At 64.3% G+C, this 21,026-nt stretch carries 21 protein-coding genes; 15 read left to right on the top strand and 6 right to left on the bottom strand.

Going from position 1 to position 21,026, the window contains the following annotated elements; all coding sequences use genetic code 11:
• The first annotated feature begins 12 nt into the window (after nt 1-12).
• From QM685_RS19765 to QM685_RS19785, 5 genes are read left to right on the top strand one after another with little or no spacing between them, the layout of a single operon-like run.
• Nucleotides 13-594, top strand: coding sequence for an amino acid synthesis family protein (locus tag QM685_RS19765; RefSeq protein ID WP_415118418.1), 582 nt, complete (start codon nt 13-15; stop codon nt 592-594).
• Nucleotides 595-611: 17 nt separating this feature from the next.
• Entirely contained in the window at nt 612-1,604 is a 993-nt protein-coding gene (locus QM685_RS19770) for a 2-hydroxyacid dehydrogenase (RefSeq protein ID WP_415118420.1), read from the top strand.
• 59 nt (nt 1,605-1,663) lie between these two features.
• Nucleotides 1,664-2,539 (top strand): MBL fold metallo-hydrolase, encoded by an 876-nt coding sequence (locus QM685_RS19775; RefSeq protein WP_415118422.1) that lies wholly within the window; start codon nt 1,664-1,666, stop codon nt 2,537-2,539.
• Nucleotides 2,536-2,949 carry a tripartite tricarboxylate transporter substrate-binding protein gene (locus QM685_RS19780; RefSeq protein ID WP_415118424.1) on the top strand — a complete coding sequence of 138 codons (414 nt, stop codon included), beginning with the start codon at nt 2,536-2,538 and terminating at the stop codon, nt 2,947-2,949. The genes QM685_RS19775 and QM685_RS19780 overlap by 4 nt, the downstream gene beginning before the upstream one ends.
• Nucleotides 2,892-3,335 carry a tripartite tricarboxylate transporter substrate-binding protein gene (locus tag QM685_RS19785; RefSeq protein WP_415118426.1) on the top strand — a complete coding sequence of 148 codons (444 nt, stop codon included), beginning with the start codon at nt 2,892-2,894 and terminating at the stop codon, nt 3,333-3,335. Before QM685_RS19780 ends, QM685_RS19785 begins: the two co-directional genes overlap by 58 nt.
• A 44-nt stretch (nt 3,336-3,379) precedes the next feature.
• Here QM685_RS19785 and QM685_RS19790 read toward each other — a convergent pair whose 3' ends face one another.
• On the bottom strand, nt 3,380-4,402 hold the full coding sequence (locus tag QM685_RS19790; RefSeq protein ID WP_415118428.1) for an amidohydrolase family protein: 1,023 nt from the start codon (nt 4,400-4,402) through the stop codon (nt 3,380-3,382).
• 114 nt (nt 4,403-4,516) lie between these two features.
• Between QM685_RS19790 and QM685_RS19795 the strand changes: the two genes are divergently transcribed.
• The 6 genes from QM685_RS19795 (at nt 4,517) to QM685_RS19820 (ending at nt 10,553) form a co-directional block, all read left to right on the top strand.
• Complete coding sequence (locus QM685_RS19795) at nt 4,517-5,761, top strand: acyl-CoA dehydrogenase family protein (RefSeq protein ID WP_415118430.1); 1,245 nt, start codon at nt 4,517-4,519, stop codon at nt 5,759-5,761.
• Between the two features lie 12 nt (nt 5,762-5,773).
• The gene (locus QM685_RS19800) at nt 5,774-6,688 is read left to right on the top strand and encodes a VOC family protein (RefSeq protein WP_415118432.1); all 915 of its coding nucleotides are present in this window, start codon (nt 5,774-5,776) and stop codon (nt 6,686-6,688) included.
• The gene (locus QM685_RS19805) at nt 6,685-7,185 is read left to right on the top strand and encodes a flavin reductase family protein (RefSeq protein ID WP_415118434.1); all 501 of its coding nucleotides are present in this window, start codon (nt 6,685-6,687) and stop codon (nt 7,183-7,185) included. Before QM685_RS19800 ends, QM685_RS19805 begins: the two co-directional genes overlap by 4 nt.
• Nucleotides 7,186-7,248: 63 nt before the next feature.
• Entirely contained in the window at nt 7,249-8,520 is a 1,272-nt protein-coding gene (locus tag QM685_RS19810; RefSeq protein WP_415118436.1) for an MFS transporter, read from the top strand.
• Between the two features lie 22 nt (nt 8,521-8,542).
• A complete protein-coding gene (locus QM685_RS19815; RefSeq protein WP_415118438.1) occupies nt 8,543-9,406 on the top strand; it encodes a fumarylacetoacetate hydrolase family protein in 864 nt (287 codons plus the stop codon).
• Between the two features lie 22 nt (nt 9,407-9,428).
• On the top strand, nt 9,429-10,553 hold the full coding sequence (locus QM685_RS19820; RefSeq protein ID WP_415118440.1) for an amidohydrolase family protein: 1,125 nt from the start codon (nt 9,429-9,431) through the stop codon (nt 10,551-10,553).
• A gap of 74 nt (nt 10,554-10,627) precedes the next feature.
• On the opposite strand, the gene QM685_RS19825 is transcribed toward QM685_RS19820, so the two are convergent.
• On the bottom strand, nt 10,628-11,392 hold the full coding sequence (locus tag QM685_RS19825; protein ID WP_415118442.1) for a MarR family winged helix-turn-helix transcriptional regulator: 765 nt from the start codon (nt 11,390-11,392) through the stop codon (nt 10,628-10,630).
• Nucleotides 11,393-11,498: 106 nt separating this feature from the next.
• Here QM685_RS19825 and QM685_RS19830 point away from each other — a divergent pair, with 106 nt between their 5' ends.
• The gene (locus tag QM685_RS19830) at nt 11,499-12,626 is read left to right on the top strand and encodes a porin (protein ID WP_415118445.1); all 1,128 of its coding nucleotides are present in this window, start codon (nt 11,499-11,501) and stop codon (nt 12,624-12,626) included.
• A 135-nt stretch (nt 12,627-12,761) separates the two neighbouring features.
• Nucleotides 12,762-13,538, top strand: coding sequence for a glutathione S-transferase family protein (locus QM685_RS19835; protein WP_415118447.1), 777 nt, complete (start codon nt 12,762-12,764; stop codon nt 13,536-13,538).
• 46 nt (nt 13,539-13,584) lie between these two features.
• Here the strand turns inward: QM685_RS19835 and QM685_RS19840 are convergent, their stop codons facing one another.
• The 3 genes from QM685_RS19840 to QM685_RS19850 form a co-directional block, all read right to left on the bottom strand.
• Nucleotides 13,585-15,219 (bottom strand): bifunctional 3-(3-hydroxy-phenyl)propionate/3-hydroxycinnamic acid hydroxylase, encoded by a 1,635-nt coding sequence (locus QM685_RS19840; RefSeq protein ID WP_415118449.1) that lies wholly within the window; start codon nt 15,217-15,219, stop codon nt 13,585-13,587.
• 86 nt (nt 15,220-15,305) lie between these two features.
• A complete protein-coding gene (locus tag QM685_RS19845; protein WP_415118451.1) occupies nt 15,306-16,280 on the bottom strand; it encodes a VOC family protein in 975 nt (324 codons plus the stop codon).
• Nucleotides 16,281-16,343: 63 nt separating this feature from the next.
• Entirely contained in the window at nt 16,344-17,192 is an 849-nt protein-coding gene (locus tag QM685_RS19850) for a fumarylacetoacetate hydrolase family protein (RefSeq protein WP_415118453.1), read from the bottom strand.
• A 175-nt stretch (nt 17,193-17,367) separates the two neighbouring features.
• On the opposite strand from QM685_RS19850, the gene QM685_RS19855 reads away from it, so the two are divergent.
• Together QM685_RS19855 and QM685_RS19860 are read left to right on the top strand one after the other, a co-directional pair.
• Nucleotides 17,368-18,069: a TetR/AcrR family transcriptional regulator gene (locus QM685_RS19855; protein ID WP_415118455.1), complete on the top strand. Its 702-nt coding sequence runs from the start codon at nt 17,368-17,370 to the stop codon at nt 18,067-18,069.
• 676 nt (nt 18,070-18,745) lie between these two features.
• Nucleotides 18,746-19,300, top strand: a complete 555-nt coding sequence (locus QM685_RS19860) for a hypothetical protein (protein WP_415118457.1) — start codon at nt 18,746-18,748, stop codon at nt 19,298-19,300.
• A 639-nt stretch (nt 19,301-19,939) separates the two neighbouring features.
• Here the strand turns inward: QM685_RS19860 and QM685_RS19865 are convergent.
• On the bottom strand, nt 19,940-20,911 hold the full coding sequence (locus QM685_RS19865; protein WP_415118459.1) for a GlxA family transcriptional regulator: 972 nt from the start codon (nt 20,909-20,911) through the stop codon (nt 19,940-19,942).
• Between the last annotated feature and the right edge of the window lie 115 nt (nt 20,912-21,026).

Below are 21,026 nucleotides of genomic sequence, written 5' to 3' on the forward strand. Positions count from 1 at the left end.
GGAGAATATGTCATGTCGCTGATCAGGATTCGCAAGAAGCTGCTCAACATCGAGACCGTCTATCACGAGGGCGGCCCGAACCAGCCCACGCCGCTCAGGCTCGGCGCGATTGCCTGCGTGATCGCCAATCCGTTCGCGGGACGCTACGTCGAGGATCTGAGCCCGCTCGTGCGCGCCGCGCGCGAGATGGCCGACGAGATGGTGCCGGAGCTGATCGCCGCGCTCGGCGGCAATGACAAAATCGAGGCCTACGGGAAGGGGGCCATCGTCGGGCTGAACGGCGAACTCGAGCATGGCGCGATCTGGCATGAAGCGGGCGGCTGGGCGATGCGCGCCGTGCTGACGGAAGCGCGCTCGATCGTGCCGGCGGCCAAGGTGGTGGCGGCGGCCGGATTTCGTTTGCAGGTCCCGCTGCATCATATTCGCGCGGCCTACGTGCGCAGCCATTTCAATACGATCGATATCGGCGTCGTCGATTCGCCGAGGCCCGACGAGTTGCTGTACGTGCTCGCGATGGCGACCGGCAGCCGGATCCACGAGCGCCTCGGCGGGCTGCGCGTTTCGGAGATTTCGGTCAACGACGGTCAACGCTGAGTTTGCATGACCGTCCGATGAACGACGCCATTTCTCCATCCCACCCGCGCGCGGTCGCGCTTGTCCTCGTGTTCATTACGGAAGCGCATCGCGAGCTGGTGAGCCGGTCTTTCGAGCTGATCTATGCGCCGAATGCCGGTCTCGGCGCGGATCGCTCGAACGGCGCGCGCCAGATCGCCGCGCGCGGCGACGAGATACAGGTGGTACTGACCAACGGCACGAACGGCATCACGACGCAGGAAATCGATGCGATGCCGAATCTGCGCATCGTCTGCACGCTCGGTGTCGGTCACGAGAACGTGCCGCTCGAATATGCGCGCCAGCGCGGCGTCGTGGTCTGCAATGCGGCGAATACGAACGACGATTGTGTCGCCGATCATGCGATGGCGATTCTGCTCGCCGCCGTGCGCGGAGTGCCGAAGCTGAACCGCCAGTGCCGCGACGGCATCTGGCGTGACGACATTCCACGTCCGCCGCACGTGTCGGGGCGGCGCATGGGGATTTTCGGGCTCGGTGCGATCGGTCGCAAGATCGCGAAGCGGGGCCTTGGCTTCGACCTCGAGATCGGCTATCACAACCGCACGCCGCGCACCGACGTACCGTACCGCTACTTCGAGGACCTGCCGGGCATGGCCGCGTGGTGCGATTTCCTGATGGTGGCGGTACCCGGCGGCGCGGCGACTTACCACATGGTCAACGAGACGGTCCTCGATGCGCTCGGCCCCGAAGGGGTGCTGGTGAACGTCGCGCGCGGCGGGGTCGTCGATACGGCCGCGGTGGCGCGTGCATTGCGCGACGGCCGTCTCTACAACGCGGCGCTCGATGTGTACGAAGGCGAGCCGACTCCGCCGTCGGAGCTGTTCGAGTTCGAAAACGTGGTGCTGACGCCGCACGTCGGGGGCATCTCACCGCAGGCGATCCATGCGTCCGTGCTGCGCTTCATCGACAACGCGACGCGTCATCTCGCCGGGCTGCCGCTGCTGACGCAGGTCAACCGCGCCGCGCCATAAACGCACCGATTCGATAGCGGCATGCGCGCAAGCGGGGTCGACGAGGCAGGCAGCAAACCATGAACACGATTTTCCGCATCGACGACATGACGATTCATCGCATCGTCGAATACCAGGCAGGCATGGTGCCGGTCACGTCGATGTTTCCGAACCTCACGCCGGACGTGCTGGCCGATAATCGCGCATGGCTGCAATCGCTTGGCGCGCTGTCGGAAGATGACCGCGTCGTGCTGTGCTTCCAATCGTACCTGATCCGCACGCCTCGCTTCAACGTGCTGATCGACACCTGCGTCGGCAACGACAAGGAGCGCGCGTCACGGCCGCACTGGCATCGCAAGCGCGATGACGCCTATATGCGCGGACTCGCGCGTACGGGTCTCGGCGTCGACGATATCGACTTCGTCATGTGCACGCATATGCACGTCGATCACGTCGGCTGGAATACGCGGCTCGAAGACGGCCGCTGGGTGCCGACCTTCCCGAATGCGCGCTATGTATTCTCGAAGAAGGAACTGGCGTACTGGACCGAGCAGAATGCCCGCGAGCCGGTCGCGCATGTCGTCGATAGCGTGCTGCCGATCGTCGCCGCCGGTCGCGCCGAACTCGTGACGAACACGCACGCGTGCTGCGATCATGTCCGTCTCGTGCCGACGCCGGGGCACACTATCGATCATGTCGCGATCGCGCTCGGACGCGGCCGCGACGCGGCCATCGTGACCGGCGACCTGATTCATTCGCCGCTGCAGTTGCGGCATCCCGAACTGCGGATGTGGCGCGACTACGATCCCGCTCAGGCCGTGGCGACGCGGCGTCATTTTCTCGATCGCCTGACCGAGCGCGACACGCTCTGCTGCACGTCGCATTTCCCCACGCCGTCGGCGGGTTATATCAGGGCGCGCCCGCGGTTGCCCGGTTACGAACTGGCCGCGCCATGAGCGATCGAACGAGCCCGACGATTCGTGGCACGCGTTCATTGCGCGGCATGCTGGCGAGCCTGCGCGTGTGGAGCGCGAGAGCCGCTGCGTCGCGCGCGCCGCTGATCGCGATGACGATCGCCACGGCGGCGCTGATGAACTGGGCGCCGCGCGCGCGGGCCGCCTATCCCGATGCGCCGATCAGGCTGATCATCGCGTTCCCCGGCGGATCGAGCGAAGCGCAGGGGCGTATTCTCGCGCAGGCGCTGGGCAAGTACCTCGGCCAGCCTGTCGTCGTGCAGGCGCAGCCGGGCGCCGGCGGCAATATCGCGGCGGCCTACGTGACGAAATCGCGCGGCGACGGCTATAGGGCGTGCGCTTTCTCGACGTGCCGTACAAGGGCGGCGGGGAAGACACGATGGCCGTGCTGAGCGGTTTTGCCGACCTCGAATTCAGTGGCGTGACCGACGTCGCCGCCCATATCGAAGCGGGCAAGCTGCGCGCGCTCGCGGTCACGAGCAGGGTGCGCGCAAAACGGCTTCCCGATGTACCGACCGTTGCTGAGTCGGGCGTGGCCGGTTACGAATTCACGACGTGGAACGCGGTGTTCGTGCCGGCGTCGACACCGGCACCGATCGTCGCGCGTTTGCATGCGGCGATCGTGAGCGCGCTCGAGGAACCGGAAGTGCAAAGCCGCTTCGAGCAGATCGGCTTCGTTCCGGTCAGCAGCACCGGCGAAGTCGCCGCGCACCGTCTTGCCACCGAATCGGCCGGGTGGCGCCGCCTGTTCCAGCAAACGGGCGTGACGCCGAATTGAGGCCCGAGGCGAACGCAGTTCGCGGAGCACACGCGCCTGAATCTTCATCGCATGCCCAGCCACGCAGCAGCATTCCGCCATCGCAACGCCTCCTCGATAGCCGCCCCTAGACCGAGCGATGTCACTCGCGCGGCGGGATCGGCATCCATGATCGCGAACGGGTAGTCGGTGCCAATCATTACGCGATCGTCACCCACCATTTCGATAAGCGCGCGGATTGCCGTCGCGCTATAGAGCAGGTCGTCGTAGTAAAGCGCGCGCGCTACATTGACGGGCGCAATGGGGATCGCATCGCGCAAGGCCCGCTGACATTCCCATGAGTACTGCATGCGCGGCAGCAGCGCCTGAATGGCTCCGCCGCCGTGACTCAGCGCGATGCGCAAGCGCGGAAATCGGCTCAGCAGTCCACCCGTGATGATCGACGCCGTCGCGAGGCCGATCTCACCAGGAAACGCGACGATCTGTTCGAGCGACGCGGGTCCCACGAGCCGATCCATGCCGGCCGGGCGCAGCGGATGGACGAAGATCGCCGCGCCGCACGCCTCGGCCGCCTCGAAAAAAGGCCAGAAACGAGGATCGCCGATCGGCACGCCGTTCACGTTGCTGCCCACCTCGATACCTGCCAGTCCCAAGGTGCCGACAGCAAATTCCATTTCCCCGATCGCCCGATCGATGTCCTGCAACGGCGCCGCGCCCAGCGCGCTGAAGCGGTCGGGCGCCTGCGCGACCATGTCGGCGAGCGTCTCGTTCAGATAGCGCGACAGCATCGCGCCGTCTTCCGCGTCGAACCAGTACGACAGCAGTTCAGGCATCGGCGACAGCACATGGCGCTCGACGTCGAGCCGCGCCATGTCCGTGCGCCGGACTTCGGTGTCCCATGCCTGATTCGACACCGTTCGATACACGCTGCCCGAGATCATCACGTGCCGATGGCAGGGCTGGGCCTCGCGCATCGACGGCCACGGCGCGTCGGGCTGCTTGCCCACGTATGCGGGGAAATCGTGCGGCACGACATGAGTATGGACGTCGATGCAGCCGCGGCACGGATGCTGAACGCGAGTGTTCATTCGGGTATCTCCTGGGCATGTAAGCGGGATTTAACAGTTGCAAAACCAACTATTCTCGGTTTTAATTCGAGCACGGATTGGTTGCTTTTGCAATAGTTTTGGAGAGTCGGAAAAATGACATTTACCTCAGATGTGCTCGAGCGCCAGTCGGCGCCGCCTGCTGTTGCCGCTTCAGATAAAGACCCGTTTGCGCGCCTGTTCGATGCAGCCGTCGAACTGCGTACGCTCGTCGCGCAACGTGCCCGCCAGACCGAAGCGGAGCGCCGGGTGTCGGTCGAGGTCACGCAACTGCTGAAGGAAGCGGGCCTCTACCGGGTCGTGCAACCGCGGCGTTTCGGCGGTTATGAAATGAGCCTCGAGAACTTGCGCCAGCTTGCGTTCGAGATCGGCTGCGGATGCACCTCGACGGGCTGGTGCTATGGATTGAGCGCGGCGGCGTCGTGGGTGCTCGGCATGTTTCCCGAAGCGGCGCAGCAGGATGTCTGGGGCAACTGTCCCGATGCGCTGCTCGCTTCCTGCATCGCGCCGACCGGCAAAGCCGTTCCGACGGATGGCGGCTATCGGCTGAAGGGCCGCTGGAGTTTCGGCAGCAATAGCGACAACGCGCAATGGCTGTCGCTGGGCGCGATGGTCGAGCAGCCGGAAGGCGCCGCGCCGCGGCCGATTTTCCTGCTGGTGCCGCAGGGTGAATATCGGATCGTCGATACGTGGCACACGGTCGGTCTCGCCGGCACGGGCAGCAAGGACATCGCCATCGACACCGACGTGTTCGTCCCGGCGCATCGCTGCGTGGCGTTCGCGGAGGTTCTCGATCAGCAGGCGCCGGGCGCGGAGGTCCACGATTCGGCGCTGTATCGCGTGCCTTTCCTGAGCGGCTTTCCGCCGTTGCTCGCCAATCCCGCCGTGTCGGCCTTGCGCGGCGCGCTCGACGAATTCGTTGCCGGCATTGCGGCGCGCGCCACGCGCGGCGCGTTTGCGGGCGGCGGCGCGTCGCTTGCACAGTTCGGCCACGTGCAGGCGGCCGTGGCCCAGGCCGAAGCCGCGGTCGATGCCGCGCAATTGATCCTGCGGCGCGATTTGCAACTCGCCACCGAACTCGTGAATGCCGGCGCGAAGCTGAGCGCGGAGCAGCGCATCACGCTGCGGCGCGGACATGCGTACACGGTGCGGCTTTGCGTCGAGGCGATCAACGGGCTGTACGACGTCGTGGGCGGAACCGGCATTCAGCTCGACAACAGCGTGCAGCGCGCCTGGCGCGATATCAATGCCGTCGCGCATCACATCAGCGTCAACTGGCAGGCGGTGTCCACGATGTACGGACAGATGCGCTTCGGCTTGCCGCCGCGCGGCCAGTATTGAAGGAGAAAGACGATGGTCCGATACCGCAAACTGGGGCGCATCGAACTGAACGTGACCGCGCTCGATCGGGCCCGCCGCTTCTACGAGGACGTGGTGGGACTGCAATACGTGGACACGGACACCGATGGCGGGGTTCGTCTGCGCTGCGATCACGAGCATCATAGCCTCGTGCTTTACGAGGCGCGCGAAGCCGGCCTGCGCTGCGCGGGTTTCATGCTCGAGGACGTCGCGCAGTTCGAGCCGCTGATCGGGCGTCTCGTCGATGCGGGTCTCGACGTGCAGGAAACCGGTCAGGTCGCGTGCGCGTCGCGCGCCCAGTCGCGGGCCGTGCGCGTGTTCGAACCGCTCGTCGGCGCAACCGTGGAGTTCTACGTGCCGTCGCGCGATTGCGCGCGTCCGTTCCAGCCGTCGGTCGCGCGTATCCAGCGGCTCGGGCACGTCGTGTTCAACACGCCCGACGCCGCGCGTGCCGTCGCATTCTGGCGCGACGTGCTGAATTTCAGGGAGTCCGACTCGGTCGGCGAATTCATCACGTTCATGCGTTGCTGGCCGAATCCTTATCACCACGGCATCGGCATCGCGAAGTTCGAGCGCCACGCGTTGCATCACGTCAATTACATGGTGACGGAGATCGACGACATCGGCCGCGCGCTGTCGCGCCTGAAGGCCGCCGGTTCGGACGTGGTCTTCGGGCCGGGGCGGCATCCCGCGTCGGACAGCGTGTTTCTATATTTCCTCGATCCGGATGGCTTGACGATGGAATACAGCTTCGGCATGGAGGCTTTTCCCGAGAGCTTTCCGCGCGCTGCCCGGCGCATCGAGCCGTCGCCGATCGCGCTGGACTACTGGGGGTCCGCGCGCGATCCGCGCTGCTTCACGGGCGCCGGCGCGAATGCGAGGCCTGAATTCAGCAAGGAAAAAGCATGAGCACTTCATCTGTCGATAGCCGCGAACTGCGCAATGCGCTGGGCCGCTTCGCCACCGGCGTTTGCATCGTCACGACGCGTTCCGCGCACGGGCGCCGCGCCGCGCTGACCGTCAATTCGTTTTGTTCGGTGTCGCTCGATCCGCCACTCGTCGCGTGGTATCTGAACGCCCGCGCGCCGAGCCTGCCGGTGTTCAGGGAGTCGGGCTACTTCGCCGTGCACGTGCTGGCCGCCGACCAGCAGGAGCTCGCGAATCATTTCGCGCGACCGTCGGAGGACAAGTTTGCGTCGTTCGGCGATCGCGTGGAGAGCGGGCTCGGCGACGTGCCGGTACTCGGCGATACGCTCGCCCGCTTCGAATGCCGGACCCGGACCATCGAGACGTACGGCGACCACGTGATGATTCTCGGCCACGTCGAGCGCTTTTCGTACGGCAGCGAATCGCCGTTGCTGTTCCATGCCGGACGATTCATCGAGCACGGCGCCGCCGCCGCATGACCGCTCACCGTCGGCTGCCCCGGCGCGGAAGCCGACGATAACAAAAAGCATCTGGAGACAATCATGCGAAGCATGTTCAGGAATCGATGGTGGATCGTGTTCGGCTCGGTCATGGGACTGATCGTCGGGAACGTCACCATCCTGCAGTTTTCGGCCTCGGTGCTGATGAAGCCGATCATGGCGGAGCTCGGCTGGAATCGCGGCCTGGTGTCCGCCGCCGTCATGCTCGGTTCGATCTTCGCCGCGGTGGCCACGCCGGTCGCCGGCAAGCTGATGGACCGCCACGGCGTCAAGCGCATCGCGCTCGCGGCCATCACGCTGTTCGCGCTCGCGATCGCCGCGATGTCGCTGGCGCCGGCCAGTCCCGTGGTGTTTCTCGCGATGTTCTCGCTGGTGGGCCTGTTCAGCGCGGGCCAGGCGCCGCTGCCGTATGCGAAGGCGATTGCCGCGGCCTTCGACCGGCGGCGCGGCCTGGCGATGGGCGTCGCGATGACCGGCGTGGGACTGGGCGCGGCGCTCGTGCCGCGGCTGACGCAGCTTTATCTCGACCGGTTCGGCTGGCGAGGCGCGTATGTCGCGGTCGGTCTGACGGTGTTTGCGATTGCTTTTAGCGCCGTCGCGCTGTTTATCGGCGATGGCGGCGGCGCACGCCGCACCGCCGGAACAGCGGCAGCGGCGCGCGCCGCGAGGCTGCCGGGGATGGACGCGCGCGAGGCCGTCCGCAATCCGCAGTTCTGGCGGCTCGCGGTCGTGTTCCTTTGCATCCCGCTCGTCGCCAATGGGGTCATCGTGCACCTCGTGCCTTTGCTGACCGATCGCGGCATTCCGGCGGACCGGGCAGTCGCGCTGTTCTCGGGCATCGGCGCGTCGCTGATCGTGGGACGTCTGCTGTGCGGATTCCTGCTCGACCGTTTTTTCGGGCCGTACGTGGCGGTCGCGTTCGTCGTGCTGCCGGCCATCGGCGTGCTGACGCTGCTGGCGAGCCGTGACCCGACGTTCACGGCGTTCGGCGCCGTGCTCGTCGGGCTGGGCATGGGCGCGGAGGTGGATCTGATCGCGTATCTGCAAAGCCGCTATTTCGGTTTGCGCGCGTTCGGACAGATTTACGGCTATCTGTTCGCCGTGTTTACCGTCGGCAGCGGACTGGGGCCGTTCGTGATGGGTGCCGCGTATGACGCGGTGGGTGCCTACCGTCCGGCGCTCATGGCGTTCGTCGCCGTGCTGGGCTGCGCCGCATGGCTGCTGCTGCGGCTGCCGCGCCGCTATCCGTATCCGGTGATCGCTCATCGGGGCGATCAGGTCAATGCAGATCCGTCGCCCGCCGGCGTCGCGTAATTTCCTTTCTCTTTCGACACTCATGAAACTCGTTACTTATCGGTATCAGGGCAAGGTCTCCATCGGCAAGGTGGAGGGCGACCACGTGATCGATCTGCCCGGCAACGACACGAGCTTGCCCGCGACGATGCTGGCGCTGTTGCAAGCCGGTCCGGACGCACTGGCGCGTGCGCGCGCCGTGCGCGGCGATCACGCGGTGCCGCTCCCGCAGGTCGAACTGCTCGCGCCGCTTCCCAATCCGTCGAAGTTCCTCGCGATCGGCATGAACTATCGCAAGCACGTCGCCGAGGCGGCCAAGGTCGGCGTGCAGACACCGCCGACGCAGGTCTGGTTCAACAAGCAGGTGTCCTGCATCAATGGTCCGTTCGGCGCCGTGCATCTGCCGGCCGTATCGGACAAGCTCGATTACGAGGTCGAGTTGTGCGCGGTGATCGGCCGGCGTTGCCGGCACGTGAGCCGCGAAGAGGCGGCGTCGGTCGTCGCCGGCTACATGGTGTGCAACGACGTGTCGGTGCGCGACTGGCAGCTCGCGACGCAGACCATGACGATCGGCAAGTCGTTCGATACCTGCGGACCCACGGGGCCGTGGATCGTCACGCCCGACGAGATCGGCGACCCGCACGCGCTGCGCTTGCGGATGTGGGTCAATGGCGAGTTGCGGCAGGACGACGTGACCGGCTCGATGATCCATGACATCTACGCGCAGATTGCTCATCTCTCCACGGCCTTCACGCTCGAACCGGGCGATCTGCTCGCCACCGGAACGCCTTCGGGCGTGGGCGTCGCGATGAATCCGCCGTCGTATCTGCGGGCCGGCGACATCATGCGCGCGGAAATCGACGGCATAGGGGCGATCGAGAATCGCGTCGTGGCCGAACCGGTGTGATCCATTGACCGACGGAAAAGACATGCATCAGGACAACACGGATCCGCGCTCCGAAAGCGGGCGTGCCGCGAGCCCCGGCCGCCGCAGGATCGGCAGGCTGATGGCGGGACTGCTCGCGAGCAACGTCGTGCCGGCGATCGCGCAATCGACAGGCGGCACGGATGCGGCCGCGGCGCCCGCGTCGGTGCGGAAGATCGATGTGCATCATCACTTTTTGCCGCCGGTCTTCCGCGCAACGATGGGTGAGGCGGCTATCGGCGCGCCGGCGCCGAATCGCGTCGCGCCGCAATGGCGCGTTGCCGATTCGCTCGCGGTGATGGACCGTCAGGGCATCACGACGGCCGTGGTGTCGGCACCGCCGCTGTGGATGCCGGACATGGCGAAGACCCGGCGCCTCACGCGCGCGTGCAACGAATACTCCGCCCGGATGGTGGCCGATCATCCGGACCGTTTCGGCGCCTTCGCCGCGCTGCCGTTGCCCGACGTGAAAGCAGCGCTCGAGGAGATCGGCCATGCGCTCGACGTCCTGAAAGCAGACGGAATCGGTCTGATGACCAATTACGACGATCGCTATCTCGGCCACGCGGATTTCACGCCGGTGTTCGACGAGCTGAATCGCCGCAAGGCGGTCGTCTATGTGCATCCGACGTCATGCACTTGCAACCGCGGCCTGTTGCCGGACGAGCCGGACTCGCTGATCGAGTTTCCGCACGACACGACGCGCGCGGTTGCGAGCCTGCTGTTCTCGGGCACGTTCGGGCGTTGCCCGGATATCCGCTTCATCTTCTCCCATGCGGGCGGGACCGTGCCGTTTCTCGCGCACCGCATGGCGCTGCTCGGCTCGCTCGACAAGGGGCTCGCGCGGCACGTGCCGGAGGGCGTGATGCCGATCCTGCGCCGTCTCTATTACGACACGGCCATTGCCGCGAATCCGCTGTCGATGGCGGCGCTGCTCGAGCTCGTCACACCCGCCAACGTGTTGCTCGGCACCGACTTTCCGTTCGTGCCCGAGCACGGCGTGCAGGCGACGCTGGCTGGTCTGCGAGACGTCGGCTTCAGTGATGCGGAGTTGCGCGCGGTCGAAGGCGGCAATGCCGCGCGCCTGCTCGATCGCGTGGCGCGCGAGGGCGCCCGTACGGTCACCTAGTCGTGGAGCCGTGCCGGTGTGCGGCTCGGCGCCGCGATGCCGATCGTCCGTTGCGCGTCGCGCGTGCCCGCTATTCAATCGGACGCTTCGTCGGACGCTTCGTCGCGCGCTTCGCGGCGGCGCACCCGGCGCGCGACGGTCAATTTGCGGTTGACCGCGGACGTGTCCCCGGAGCTGTCGACGAGGTTCGAATAAACCGCCCGAAGCGTCTTGAGCGTAATGGCGAATTCGTTGGCGGTGACGCCCTTCATCGACAGGCGCTCGATCTCCCACGCGCGCGGCGCGAGTTCGGCGACGATCGCCGCGCCGGCGGCGGTGATGGACAGATGAATGTTGCGCCGGTCGGACGGCGACTCGCTGCGTCGAATGTAGCCCTTGCTTTCCAGCGCGCTGACGGCGCGCGACAGATAGGACAGCTCGGAGCCGGTATGGCTGGCGAGATCGGACAGGGTCTGGTGATCTTCGTGCCGCAGCGCGGCGAGCACGCGCCAGGTTTGCAGGTTGATGTTGCAGGACTTCAGGTCGTCGCTGAAGCGGGCGGCGATGATGCTGGCCGCGCGGTTGAGCAGGTAGCCGACCGAGTGATCCAGATCGTGATCGGGGCGCTCGGCCGGCAACGGCTGAGTCGTGCTGGAGGGCGATTCTTGCCGGCTGGCCGGCCGCGCGCGCGGCGCGCCGGAACGTGGCGAGGATTTGGGCATGGATGGCTTTTGATGCAGCGGGGTCGAACCACAATGATAGCTTAAGCAACCGCTCAGACGAATTGCAATTCTCGCGGCGCCGGTCGGACAGATCGCCCGATGCCGGGGCCGAAAAATAAAACAGCAACCATCTTTCATGGTCGACCGGCGTAAGCGCTGAAGCGCTTACGCCGGTCGACCGCGATGAACGCATGGGACCGGAGTAAGCGCTAAAGCGCTAACTCCGGTCGACAAAGGAGACGACATGAAACTTAAATTTTTATCCGGGCTGGCATTCCTCTCGATCAGTTTTGCTGCTCATGGGCAAAGCGTGACGCTGTACGGCGTCGTCGATACGGGTGTCGAGTTCGTCAACCATGTTGGCGCGGCAAGCAACACGCTTGTCCGCATGCCGGCCAACAGCGGGCTGGCGCCGTCTCGCTGGGGCCTGCGTGGTGTCGAGAATCTGGGCAACGGTCTGCAGGCGATTTTCGTGCTCGAAAACGGCTTCAATACGCGTGGCGGGGACCTCGGGCAAGGCGGTCGGCTGTTCGGCCGGCAGTCGTGGGTGGGCCTGTCCGGCGGGTGGGGCACGTTGTCGTTCGGACGGCAATATACGATGACCACCTACGCGCTCGTCGACAGCGAAATTTCCGGGCCGGCGATGTACAGCCTGGGTTCATTGGACAACTATCTGCCCAACGCGCGTGCCGATAACAGCGTCGCATACAAGGGGCGTTTCGGTCCCGTTACCGTGGGCGCGATGTACTCGTTCGGACGCGATTCGACGGGCACCGGGAACTCGCCCGGGCAAGGCACGTGCGCGGGGCAGGTCGCGGGCGACTTCCAGCAGTGCAGGAATATCTCCGCGCTGTTGCGCTACGACACCGCGCACTTTGGCGTGACGGCTTCCTATGAAGAGCAGCGCGGCGGCCAGAACGCGGTGTTCAATTTTTTCGACGGCATTGCTCCCGCGCCGCTCGGCCGCAACGGCAAGGACGCACGCACGCAGCTCAATGCGTATGCGAAGTTCGGCGCCGCGAAGATCGACGCGGGCTGGCTGGGGCGACGTGTCGACCCGGGCGAGGGCGGCAGTGCGGCGGTGCGCTCGAATCTGTACTTCGCGGGGATGTCGTATCTGATCACGCCGGCTTTCGAGGTGGATGGCGAAGGTTTCCGGATGATCAACGCGCAGCACGACACGCGCGCCACGATGGCAATGTTGCGCGCCGCGTACTTTCTGTCGAAGCGCACCCTTGCGTACCTGCAATGCGCGTATCTGATGAATAGCCGGCACGCGGCCTACAGTGTCAGCACCGGCGGCCCGGGCGCCACGCCCGGCGTCGGCATGAACCAGACCGGCGCGATGGTGGGCCTGCAGCATAGTTTTTGAAGCGGGTACCGTTTTGCGTGCTGGCGAAGCGGGAGCCGGACCATCCGGTCACGTGTTCCCGTTGCATCACGCTGGAATGTGGAGCGGCGTTGCCGGCAGCAAGGTTTTCGCTGCTCAGACCCAGGAGGAGCATTCATGGTGGAGCTATACCATTTCTGGAGTTCGATCTGCTCGGTCCGCGTTCGCATGGCGCTCGAGGAGAAACAGGTGCCGTGGACGAGCCGATACGTGGACCTGTTCAAATTCGAGCAGTTGCGGCCGGAATACCTCGCAATCAATCCCGAAGGCGTGGTGCCGACGCTGGTCCACGACGGTGAAATAATCCGCGACTCGACCGTCATCAACGAATACATCGATGCGGCATTCGACGGCATCGCGCTCATGCCCGCGGACCCGCTCGAGGCGGCGCGCGTACGGGCCTTCATCAAGGCCTGCGAAGACCGCTTCGAAGCGATCGTCAAACTGACGATGGTGAAGTACATCATTCCAAAACTGCGCAACCGCTGGGGCGACGAAGCGCTGCGCGAACAGGCCGCGCGCAGGCCGACGAAGTTTCTCCAGGACCTGCATTCGCGCGGCGTTCGCGGCGAGATCGGCGAGCAGGAACTGGCGGAGGCGGGCGCGAGGATCGAGGTGCTGCTGGATCACCTGGGGGAAACGCTCGTCCCCGGACGCTGGGTCGTCGGCGATTTCTCACTGGCGGATATATGTATCGCGCCTTTCATGTTCCGGCTGTCAGCGCTCGGGCAGGACGAGTTCTGGTCGGCCGCGCGGCGCCCGAAGATTCATGCGTGGTATTCGGCGTTATCCGCGCGCCCGTCATTCAAGGTCGCCACGAGTTGGCCCGATGAGTCCGGCGGCGGTTACGAAGAGGTCGGACTGCGTCGACGTTGCGGCGACGATGCGTGTTGACAGATGCGCAGCAGAAGCGATACCCCCGCTTCCGCTGCTTTTCCAGCTACGCCGCGGCGCCCGTCCGTTGCAACTCGCCGGCCGGCAGACCGGTGAGCGAGAGTCCCGACGCCAACTCCGCGACGAGAGCCGGCAGGTCGAAAAGCTCGCGCACTGCGCCGAACACGTAATAGTCGGGACGCACGATCATGGCCCTGGCGCCGTGCTCGTTGAAGAACCTGGCGTACTTGCCGCTGACATCGAAAAGCACGCGTCCCCGAACCGCTTTGCGCGGGTCGGTCGTGATGCCGATCGCGTGTCCGCCGATTTGCGCCAGTGCGGCACGCGACGCCGCGTCGAGGTGCGCTTGCGGATCTGCATCGAGCGCGAGAACGTGGAATCCGTTCTGGACGGCATCGTCATAGCGCAGTGGTTCACCACCCGCAGTCACCTGCCCATGCACGCTCAGAAGACCCGCCGCCGTGCCGCAGCTCAGCTCTCCGTTTGCGCAGATGAGTCCGTCGGTCAGCCCGGGAAAGGGCGGCAGCGTGGGGACCCGTCCCGACAGATAGGCTTCGTCGCGACGTGCGGCTTCCGCCGGATCGGAGATGCATACGACCTTTCCCATTGCGATGGACGCGTCGATGACGGCGCGCACCTGCGGACGACGCTCGGACGTGTAGCTGTCGAGCAGATCGCTCGACGCCTTACCCTTGAGGATCAGGTCGAAGCGCCACGCGAGATTCCACGCGTCGCGAATGCCCGAGCACATGCCCTGTCCCATGAACGGCGGCATCTGATGCGCGGCGTCGCCGGCGAGCACCGCTCGCCCGCTGTGCCAGTTTTGCGCGATCAACGAGCGGAACCTGTACACCGCATGGCGGATGAGCGTGGCGTTCCGGGGTGTCACCCAGGGCGCGAGCAATTCCCAGACTTTTTCGGGCTTCTGCAGATCTTCGATGGTTTCGCCGGGCAGGCGCATGAACTCCCAGCGGCGATAACCGGGGCCGCCGGGCACCATCGTTGTCGGACGCGCGGGATTGCACCACTGGCCGATGTCGGGGACGTCGAGCACGACACCGTCATGCGGCTTGATGTCGATGACCAGCCAGTCTTCCTGGAAGCCAAGATCGTCGAACGGGATGTCGAGCGCCTTGCGCACGAAGCTGTTTGCGCCATCGGCACCGACGACATAGCGCGCGCGCACGGTCTGGACTTCGCCCGTGGGCAGCCAGGTGCCGCCATCCATCCTGCCTTCGCGCAGCGTCAGTTCGCAGCAGTCCGGCAGTTGCGTGAAGCCGGTCGCTTCCCAGCCTTGCTGAATCGACACGCCCGGCAGCGATTTCGCCTTGCGATCGAGCAGCGCCTCGAGCGAGGGCTGATTGAACAGATAGCCGACGGGGCCGTCACTGATGGATTCCGCGGACCAGTCGATTTCAACGAGCGTCTTCCAGTCGGCGTTGAACCACTGATAGGTCGCGGACGGCTGCGAGATGTTCGCGACCTCTTCGCCGATGCCCATTGCGTGGAACACGCGGCGGATCTCATGGTCATGGAACACCGCGCGTGGCAGAGGGTAGAGCGCGGGCCACCGGTCGAACGCCGCGACCTTGTATCCGCGCGCGCCGAGCAGGATGGACAGGGTCTGTCCCACCGGTCCGTATCCCACGATCGCGACATCGAGAATGTTTTCGTCAGCCATGATGTTTACCTTCGAAAAGACGAGTTATGCCCTGGCGCCGGGCAGTGCCGGCAGCCATCGAATCAATACGGTGGAAATGGGAAGCGTCAGCCTTCGGGACTGGCGGCGGCTACTTCGCCGTTCGCTTCAGTGTTGTGGATGAAGTTGTCGGGCACCGCAGGCCCCCACAGATAGAGCGAGTCCTCGGGCGCGAAATCGCCGGCCGGCCACGCATGTCCCGCTGACACGAAGTCGATGTCGGCCGAGTACTCGCAGAACGAGCCCCACGGGTCTTCAACGTAGTGAAAATAGTTCGACCCGAGGACGTGGCGGCCGGTCCCCCAGCCCTTCACGTAGCCGGCGGCCGCCATTTGGGAGGCGCCTTCGCCTACCTGATTGATATCCGCGACGTCCCACGCGGCATGATGCCAACCGCGCGCCGTGCTCTTCGCGAAGGCAACCAGATGATGATCGCTGCCGTGCGGAGCATGCGTAAACGCGATGATGTCGATGGACTTGTCGGAGAGCCGCAGGCCGAGCGTCCGCTCGTAGAAATCGACCGCTCGCAGGACGTCGGGCGTGAACAGCAGCACGTGGGAGAGCCGGCGCGGCCGGACCTGGGTGGATGCCGAGCGGGTGTGCGAACCCCGTTCGTCGGCGGCGCTGCCCGAAACGACGCACGGTGTTTTCGCCCAGGGGCTGGTCTTGGGGCCGGCTTTTACCTGGATCAGGTTGCCATCGGGATCGTGAAACCAGAAGCCCGCGCCGTCTCGCGCAGCAGCGCTCGTCGCAAGCTGCGCGCCGGCCGCCTGGGTGTGCTCGCGCAGTGCATCGAGGTCGTTCTCGAAGCAGTTGAAGCTCAGGTACGCGAGCGATTTTTTCGAGGCGGGCAGCACGCGAGCCCAGCGATGACCATCCGCCGCCCGCAGTTCCAGTTCCTCGCACGCCGCGCCGGCGCGCCTGACGTCGAGCCCGAATGCCTCGAAGAACCGGGCGGCTACGGCAACCGAAGGAACATTGAGTGCAAAGTGATCGATTGAATGCACGGCCGCACCGCGCTGCGCGACTACAGGCTCCGTCATCACTGTCTCCGTCAAATGTTATAGGTGCTGCCGCCACGTTGGCCGGCGGCAGTCAACGGCGGCTTATTGCGCCGCCTCGTCGACGATCACGTTTTTCAGCGTGCCGATTTTCTCCACCGTAACTTCGCAAACGTCGCCGGCTTGCATCAGCAGTTTGGGATTGCGCGCCCAGCCGATGCCCGAAGGCGTACCGGAGACGATGACGTCGCCGGGTTCGAGCGTGATCGCTTCGCTGATGATGCTGATCAGGCTCGCCACGTCGAAGACCATTTCGTCCGTGTTCGCCGACTGGACCCGCTCGCCGTTCAGCCGCGTTTCAATGCGCAATCCTTTGACGCCCGGCGGCAGTTCGTCCGCGGTCACGAGGTCCGGACCGAATGCGCCGGTGCCGTCGAAGTTCTTGCCGACCGTCCATTGCGGGGTTTTGAACTGATATTCACGTACGGAACCGTCATTGAAAACAGAGTAGCCCGCAACGTGCGCAAGCGCGTTCTCCTTTGCGATGTGACGGCCGCCTTTGCCGAGCACGACCGCGATTTCGCCTTCGAAGTCGAGGCCCGCCGAATCGCTGACCGCCGGCCGGACCATCGGTTGCTCGTGCGCAATGAGGCTGGTGTGAACACGGAAAAACAGGGTGGGGTAGTCGGGCTGTTCGTATTTGCTTTCCGACGTGTGGTCCGCGAAGTTCAGGCCGACGCAGATGATTTTCGGTGGACGCCGCAGCGGCGGCAGCCACGTCAGGCCGGCCGCGGCTACGATCTCGTCGCTCGCATTCTCTCTGGCGTACTGGAGCAGATCGGTGCCGCGCGCGAGCAGCGATTCCAGTGTTTCTTCGCCGATCACGCGGATCTGTTCGCCTTCGCGGACGCCGAGCGTCGGCTTGCCATTTTTCTCGAAACTGACCAATCGCATTGCTATCTCCGATAAGTTTCCTCGCGCTGTGCGCGGGAAATCCAGGGTTCGATTTGACACATTTGTCAATTTGAATTCTATGTGTTTTGACAAAATCGTCAACTAGAATCGATCCAGGAGAAACCCGCAGCCGACGTGGGTAAAATGTGCCGCTGAACCAACAGGAAACGAAACAATGAGAGAGCTTCGCGCCGCGAACTATCAGACACGGGTCGGGGCCCAGAGAAGGGAACGCACGCGTGCCAGGCTTATCGAGAGCGCGCTTGGGGTCTTCGCGGAGAAAGGTCCCGATGCGCCGGTGATCGACGACTTCATCGCGGCGGCGGGCGTTGCGCGGGGCACCTTCTATAACTATTTCCGGACGACGGCGGAACTGCTGTCGGCCGTCGCCGGAGAAAGCAGCGACGAAGTGCTGGGCGTGATCGATCCGATCGTGCGCGAGATCGAGGATCCGGCGCATCGGCTGGTGACGGGCTCACGGCTTTATATGCAGATGGCGTGCCGTTATCCGATGTGGGGGGCTTTCATTACGCGCGTCGGCACCAAGCGCGGAGCACGGGGCAAGCTTCTCGACGAGTATTTGACGCGCGACCTGCAACTGGCGATCGATACGAAGCGGTTCAACGTCGCGGATGTGGTGGTTGCCCGGGATATCGCGCTCGGCGCGATCCGCTATGGCATCGAGACGCTTCTTTCCGGAGAAGCGCCGGCGGACTACGCGGAGCAGGTGATGTATGCGTTGCTGCAGGCGTTCGGCATCGACACAAAAGAGGCTAAGGCACTGGCCTATTCGGCATTGGAGAACTGTCCTGGACCTCATGGCCCGATATTCGATCGGGTTGGCCGGGCCCGCGGCGGTCACGCTGTCGCGACGTGACGGAGCAAGACTTCTAAGTGGGACTTGTAGGCGCGACAGCCGATTGCGTTGAGCCGGCGCGAAAGACAGTCGCGTAAATCAATGTCTTCCACGCGACGTTCCAGACAAGCGGTTTCTCGGGAAAGCGGTTGATGAATCGCGGCTTCGTTGTGCGCTGCCGGACCTGCATTTCGCTCATCGCGAACCGGTGCCGACCGATCGGCGCTGGCGAGGCTGTCCGCTGGACGCCAGCGCATTCGAACGATTGTTCGACGATGGATGACGCCTCTATCGGATGACCGTTCGCCGCGAGCCGAATGAATCTTCGAGCGACGAAACGTTGACTTCGCAACGGTCGAGCGTGCCGATTGAAGATCGATGGCACGGCGCTTGGATCTTGCAAGACTTGCCGGGATTGCTGTAACAGGCAGCCTTCTGCAAGTCGCTTTTGCCGGTCTTGTGTTTCTGAGAGCGCTTCCAGGAAGCGTCACCTGTCGTTCGGCTTCAACTTCGATCACGAGCCTGGCCAGGGAAAGCCCGCGTGCGTGGCTGCGCATGCGAGATGCCTTGCATATCGGACTACCGGTACGCAAATGACTGACTACAATGTGTGAATGCAGCGAGGCGACAAAGGCAGTCTGTGCAGTCGGAACGGTTAGTCATGTGACGTTTCAATTCCTTCACGGGAGGCATGCTCATGACGTGTCCGAACGAAAGGATTGTCGGTGCGGTATTTTTCATGCTGAGTGGCTACGCGTTCGCGGGCGGGCTTGCCACTGACTTGCCTGAGACGATGGTCGTTGCGAATATCGTGCCGATGCCTATTGATGTGGTGCCGCCGATTCCCGAGCCGCAGCGCTATTTTCAGCAGCAGCGTTTTGCGATGGAATATCAGGCGAATCACGGTAAGCCGTTTTATGCGCAGGTTGAGAGTTTTTATAGTGCGGATTTGACGCGTGATTTTCGGTTTGATGGCACGAAGACGGCTGGGTCGTTGGAGGCTGATGGTGTGGCCGGGTTGGCGACTGTGGCCGGCGCGCGGCCGGCTGGGAATCCGCTTCAATTCAGCGCGGCTGCCGGGCCGCAGTTGTCTATCGTGCAGATGAACGGGTCTACTTTGTCGATTGGGGCTTCGCCGCAAAGGAGGTTGTCGTTGATCGTCGATGATTGGGTTTTTACCGGGACGGCGAGAGTGGCGATTTTTCATTCGCATGATACGGGGGCGACGCTTATTGTGAAGCATGGGTTTTGAGTTTTGTTTTTCTTTGGGGTGTTGGTCTTTTCTTGTGTTGGCCTTTCCTTGTGTTCGTGTCGGTCTATTGGCGTTGCCCCTGTGCGGGGCGGCACCTACTTTCTTTGCCGCTGCAAAGAAAGTAGGCAAAGAAAGCAGCTTTATACCGCTAATGCTTAAGTGGGCACCCCGGCCCTCTGCCGGTAGTGGTGCATCTGGAATCTGTGTTCCCGCACACTCCGCTTCAGTGACAAAGCGCTCATCCACTCCCACTTCGCACTGCGTGCGTCGCGGACGGGTCTGCCTGGGAAACCTGCGAGATGGCCCGCGCAGCGGGGGCCGTCGGCTGCGCCTCGGCGAGGCGCCGGAAAACAACCGATGGTTCTTGAACGGGGCTTCGGCGCGCGCAGCGCCGCCGGAAGAATGATGGCCTTGTCACGAAAGCGGAATGTGCGAGGGCACGGATTCCAGATGCACCACTGCCCCTTCCAGGTCAGGGGACCCACTTAAGGATTGGCGGTGTAAAGCTGCTTTCTTTGCCTACTTTCTTTGCAGCGGCAAAGAAAGTAGGTGCCGCCCCGCACAGGGGCAACGCCAATAGACCGACACGAACACAAGGAAAGGCCAACACCATAAGAACACCACCCAAAACAAAACCCATCAAACCGAAAACCGCTCCCTATACACCTGCGGCGCCACACCCAACACCCTCCCAAAACCACACCGCATCGTCTCCTCACTACCAAACCCACAACGCGCCGCGATCCGTTTAACCGACCAGCCAGTCTCGCACAGCAACCGCTGTGCCGCCTCCACACGCAATTGCTCCACCGCGCGTGCCGGCGTGCGGCCCGTTTGCGTCTTGTAGTGGCGCATGAAACTGCGCTCGCTCATATGCATCCGCCTCGCGAGCGCCGGGACCGAAAGGTCGGACGCAAGATGCGACGCCATCCATACGTGCAGTTCGCCGAAGCGGTCGTCGCCGTTTTGCAGCGACAGCATCGCGCTGAATTGCGATTGGCCGCCGGGGCGTTTCAGAAAGACGACGAGTTCGCGCGCGACGTCGAGCGCCATCGCGCGACCGTGATCTTCCTCGAGCAATGCCAGCGCGAGATCGATGCCCGCCGTGACGCCCGCCGATGTCCAGATCGCGCCATCGCGGATGAAGATCGGATCGGTTTCGACACGCAGCCGCGGATAGCGTTGCGCGAGCTCGTCACAACGCGCCCAGTGCGTAACGACGCGCCGGCCGTTCAGCAACCCGGCCTCGGCGAGCAGGAACGCCCCCGAGCAAACGGATGCGACGCGTCGCGCTCGCGCCGCGTGTCGTTGCGTCCAGCGGATCAGACGCGCGTCCGTCGATGCCTCGTTCACCCCGAAGCCGCCGGGCACGATCAGCGTATCCACCGGGCCCCTCACCGCGCGGAAAGAATCGGCGAGCAGCGCGAGGCTGGCGGATGAGGTCACCGGACCGGCTTCGGCCGCGACGACGCGAAGCGCATAGAGCAAGGGGAGGCCGCGCTGCGCGGCCAGTTCGTTGGCGGATGCGAAAACCTGCAGCGGGCCGCTCACGTCGAGCAGTTGCACGTTGCGGAAAGCGGGCAGCACGACGGAGCGAGGTTCGCTGGACATGGCGATAGGAGCGACGTGAGCGCGTGGCAGAAAACAAGGGGTAAATGACAGTACCGCCAAAGCCTACCTGCATAGAATCGATCCGTCCACTCACGAAATCGGTCGCGGGTGGGAA

The sequence above is a fragment of the Paraburkholderia sp. genome, from assembly GCF_047605525.1.
GTDB lineage: Bacteria > Pseudomonadota > Gammaproteobacteria > Burkholderiales > Burkholderiaceae > Paraburkholderia.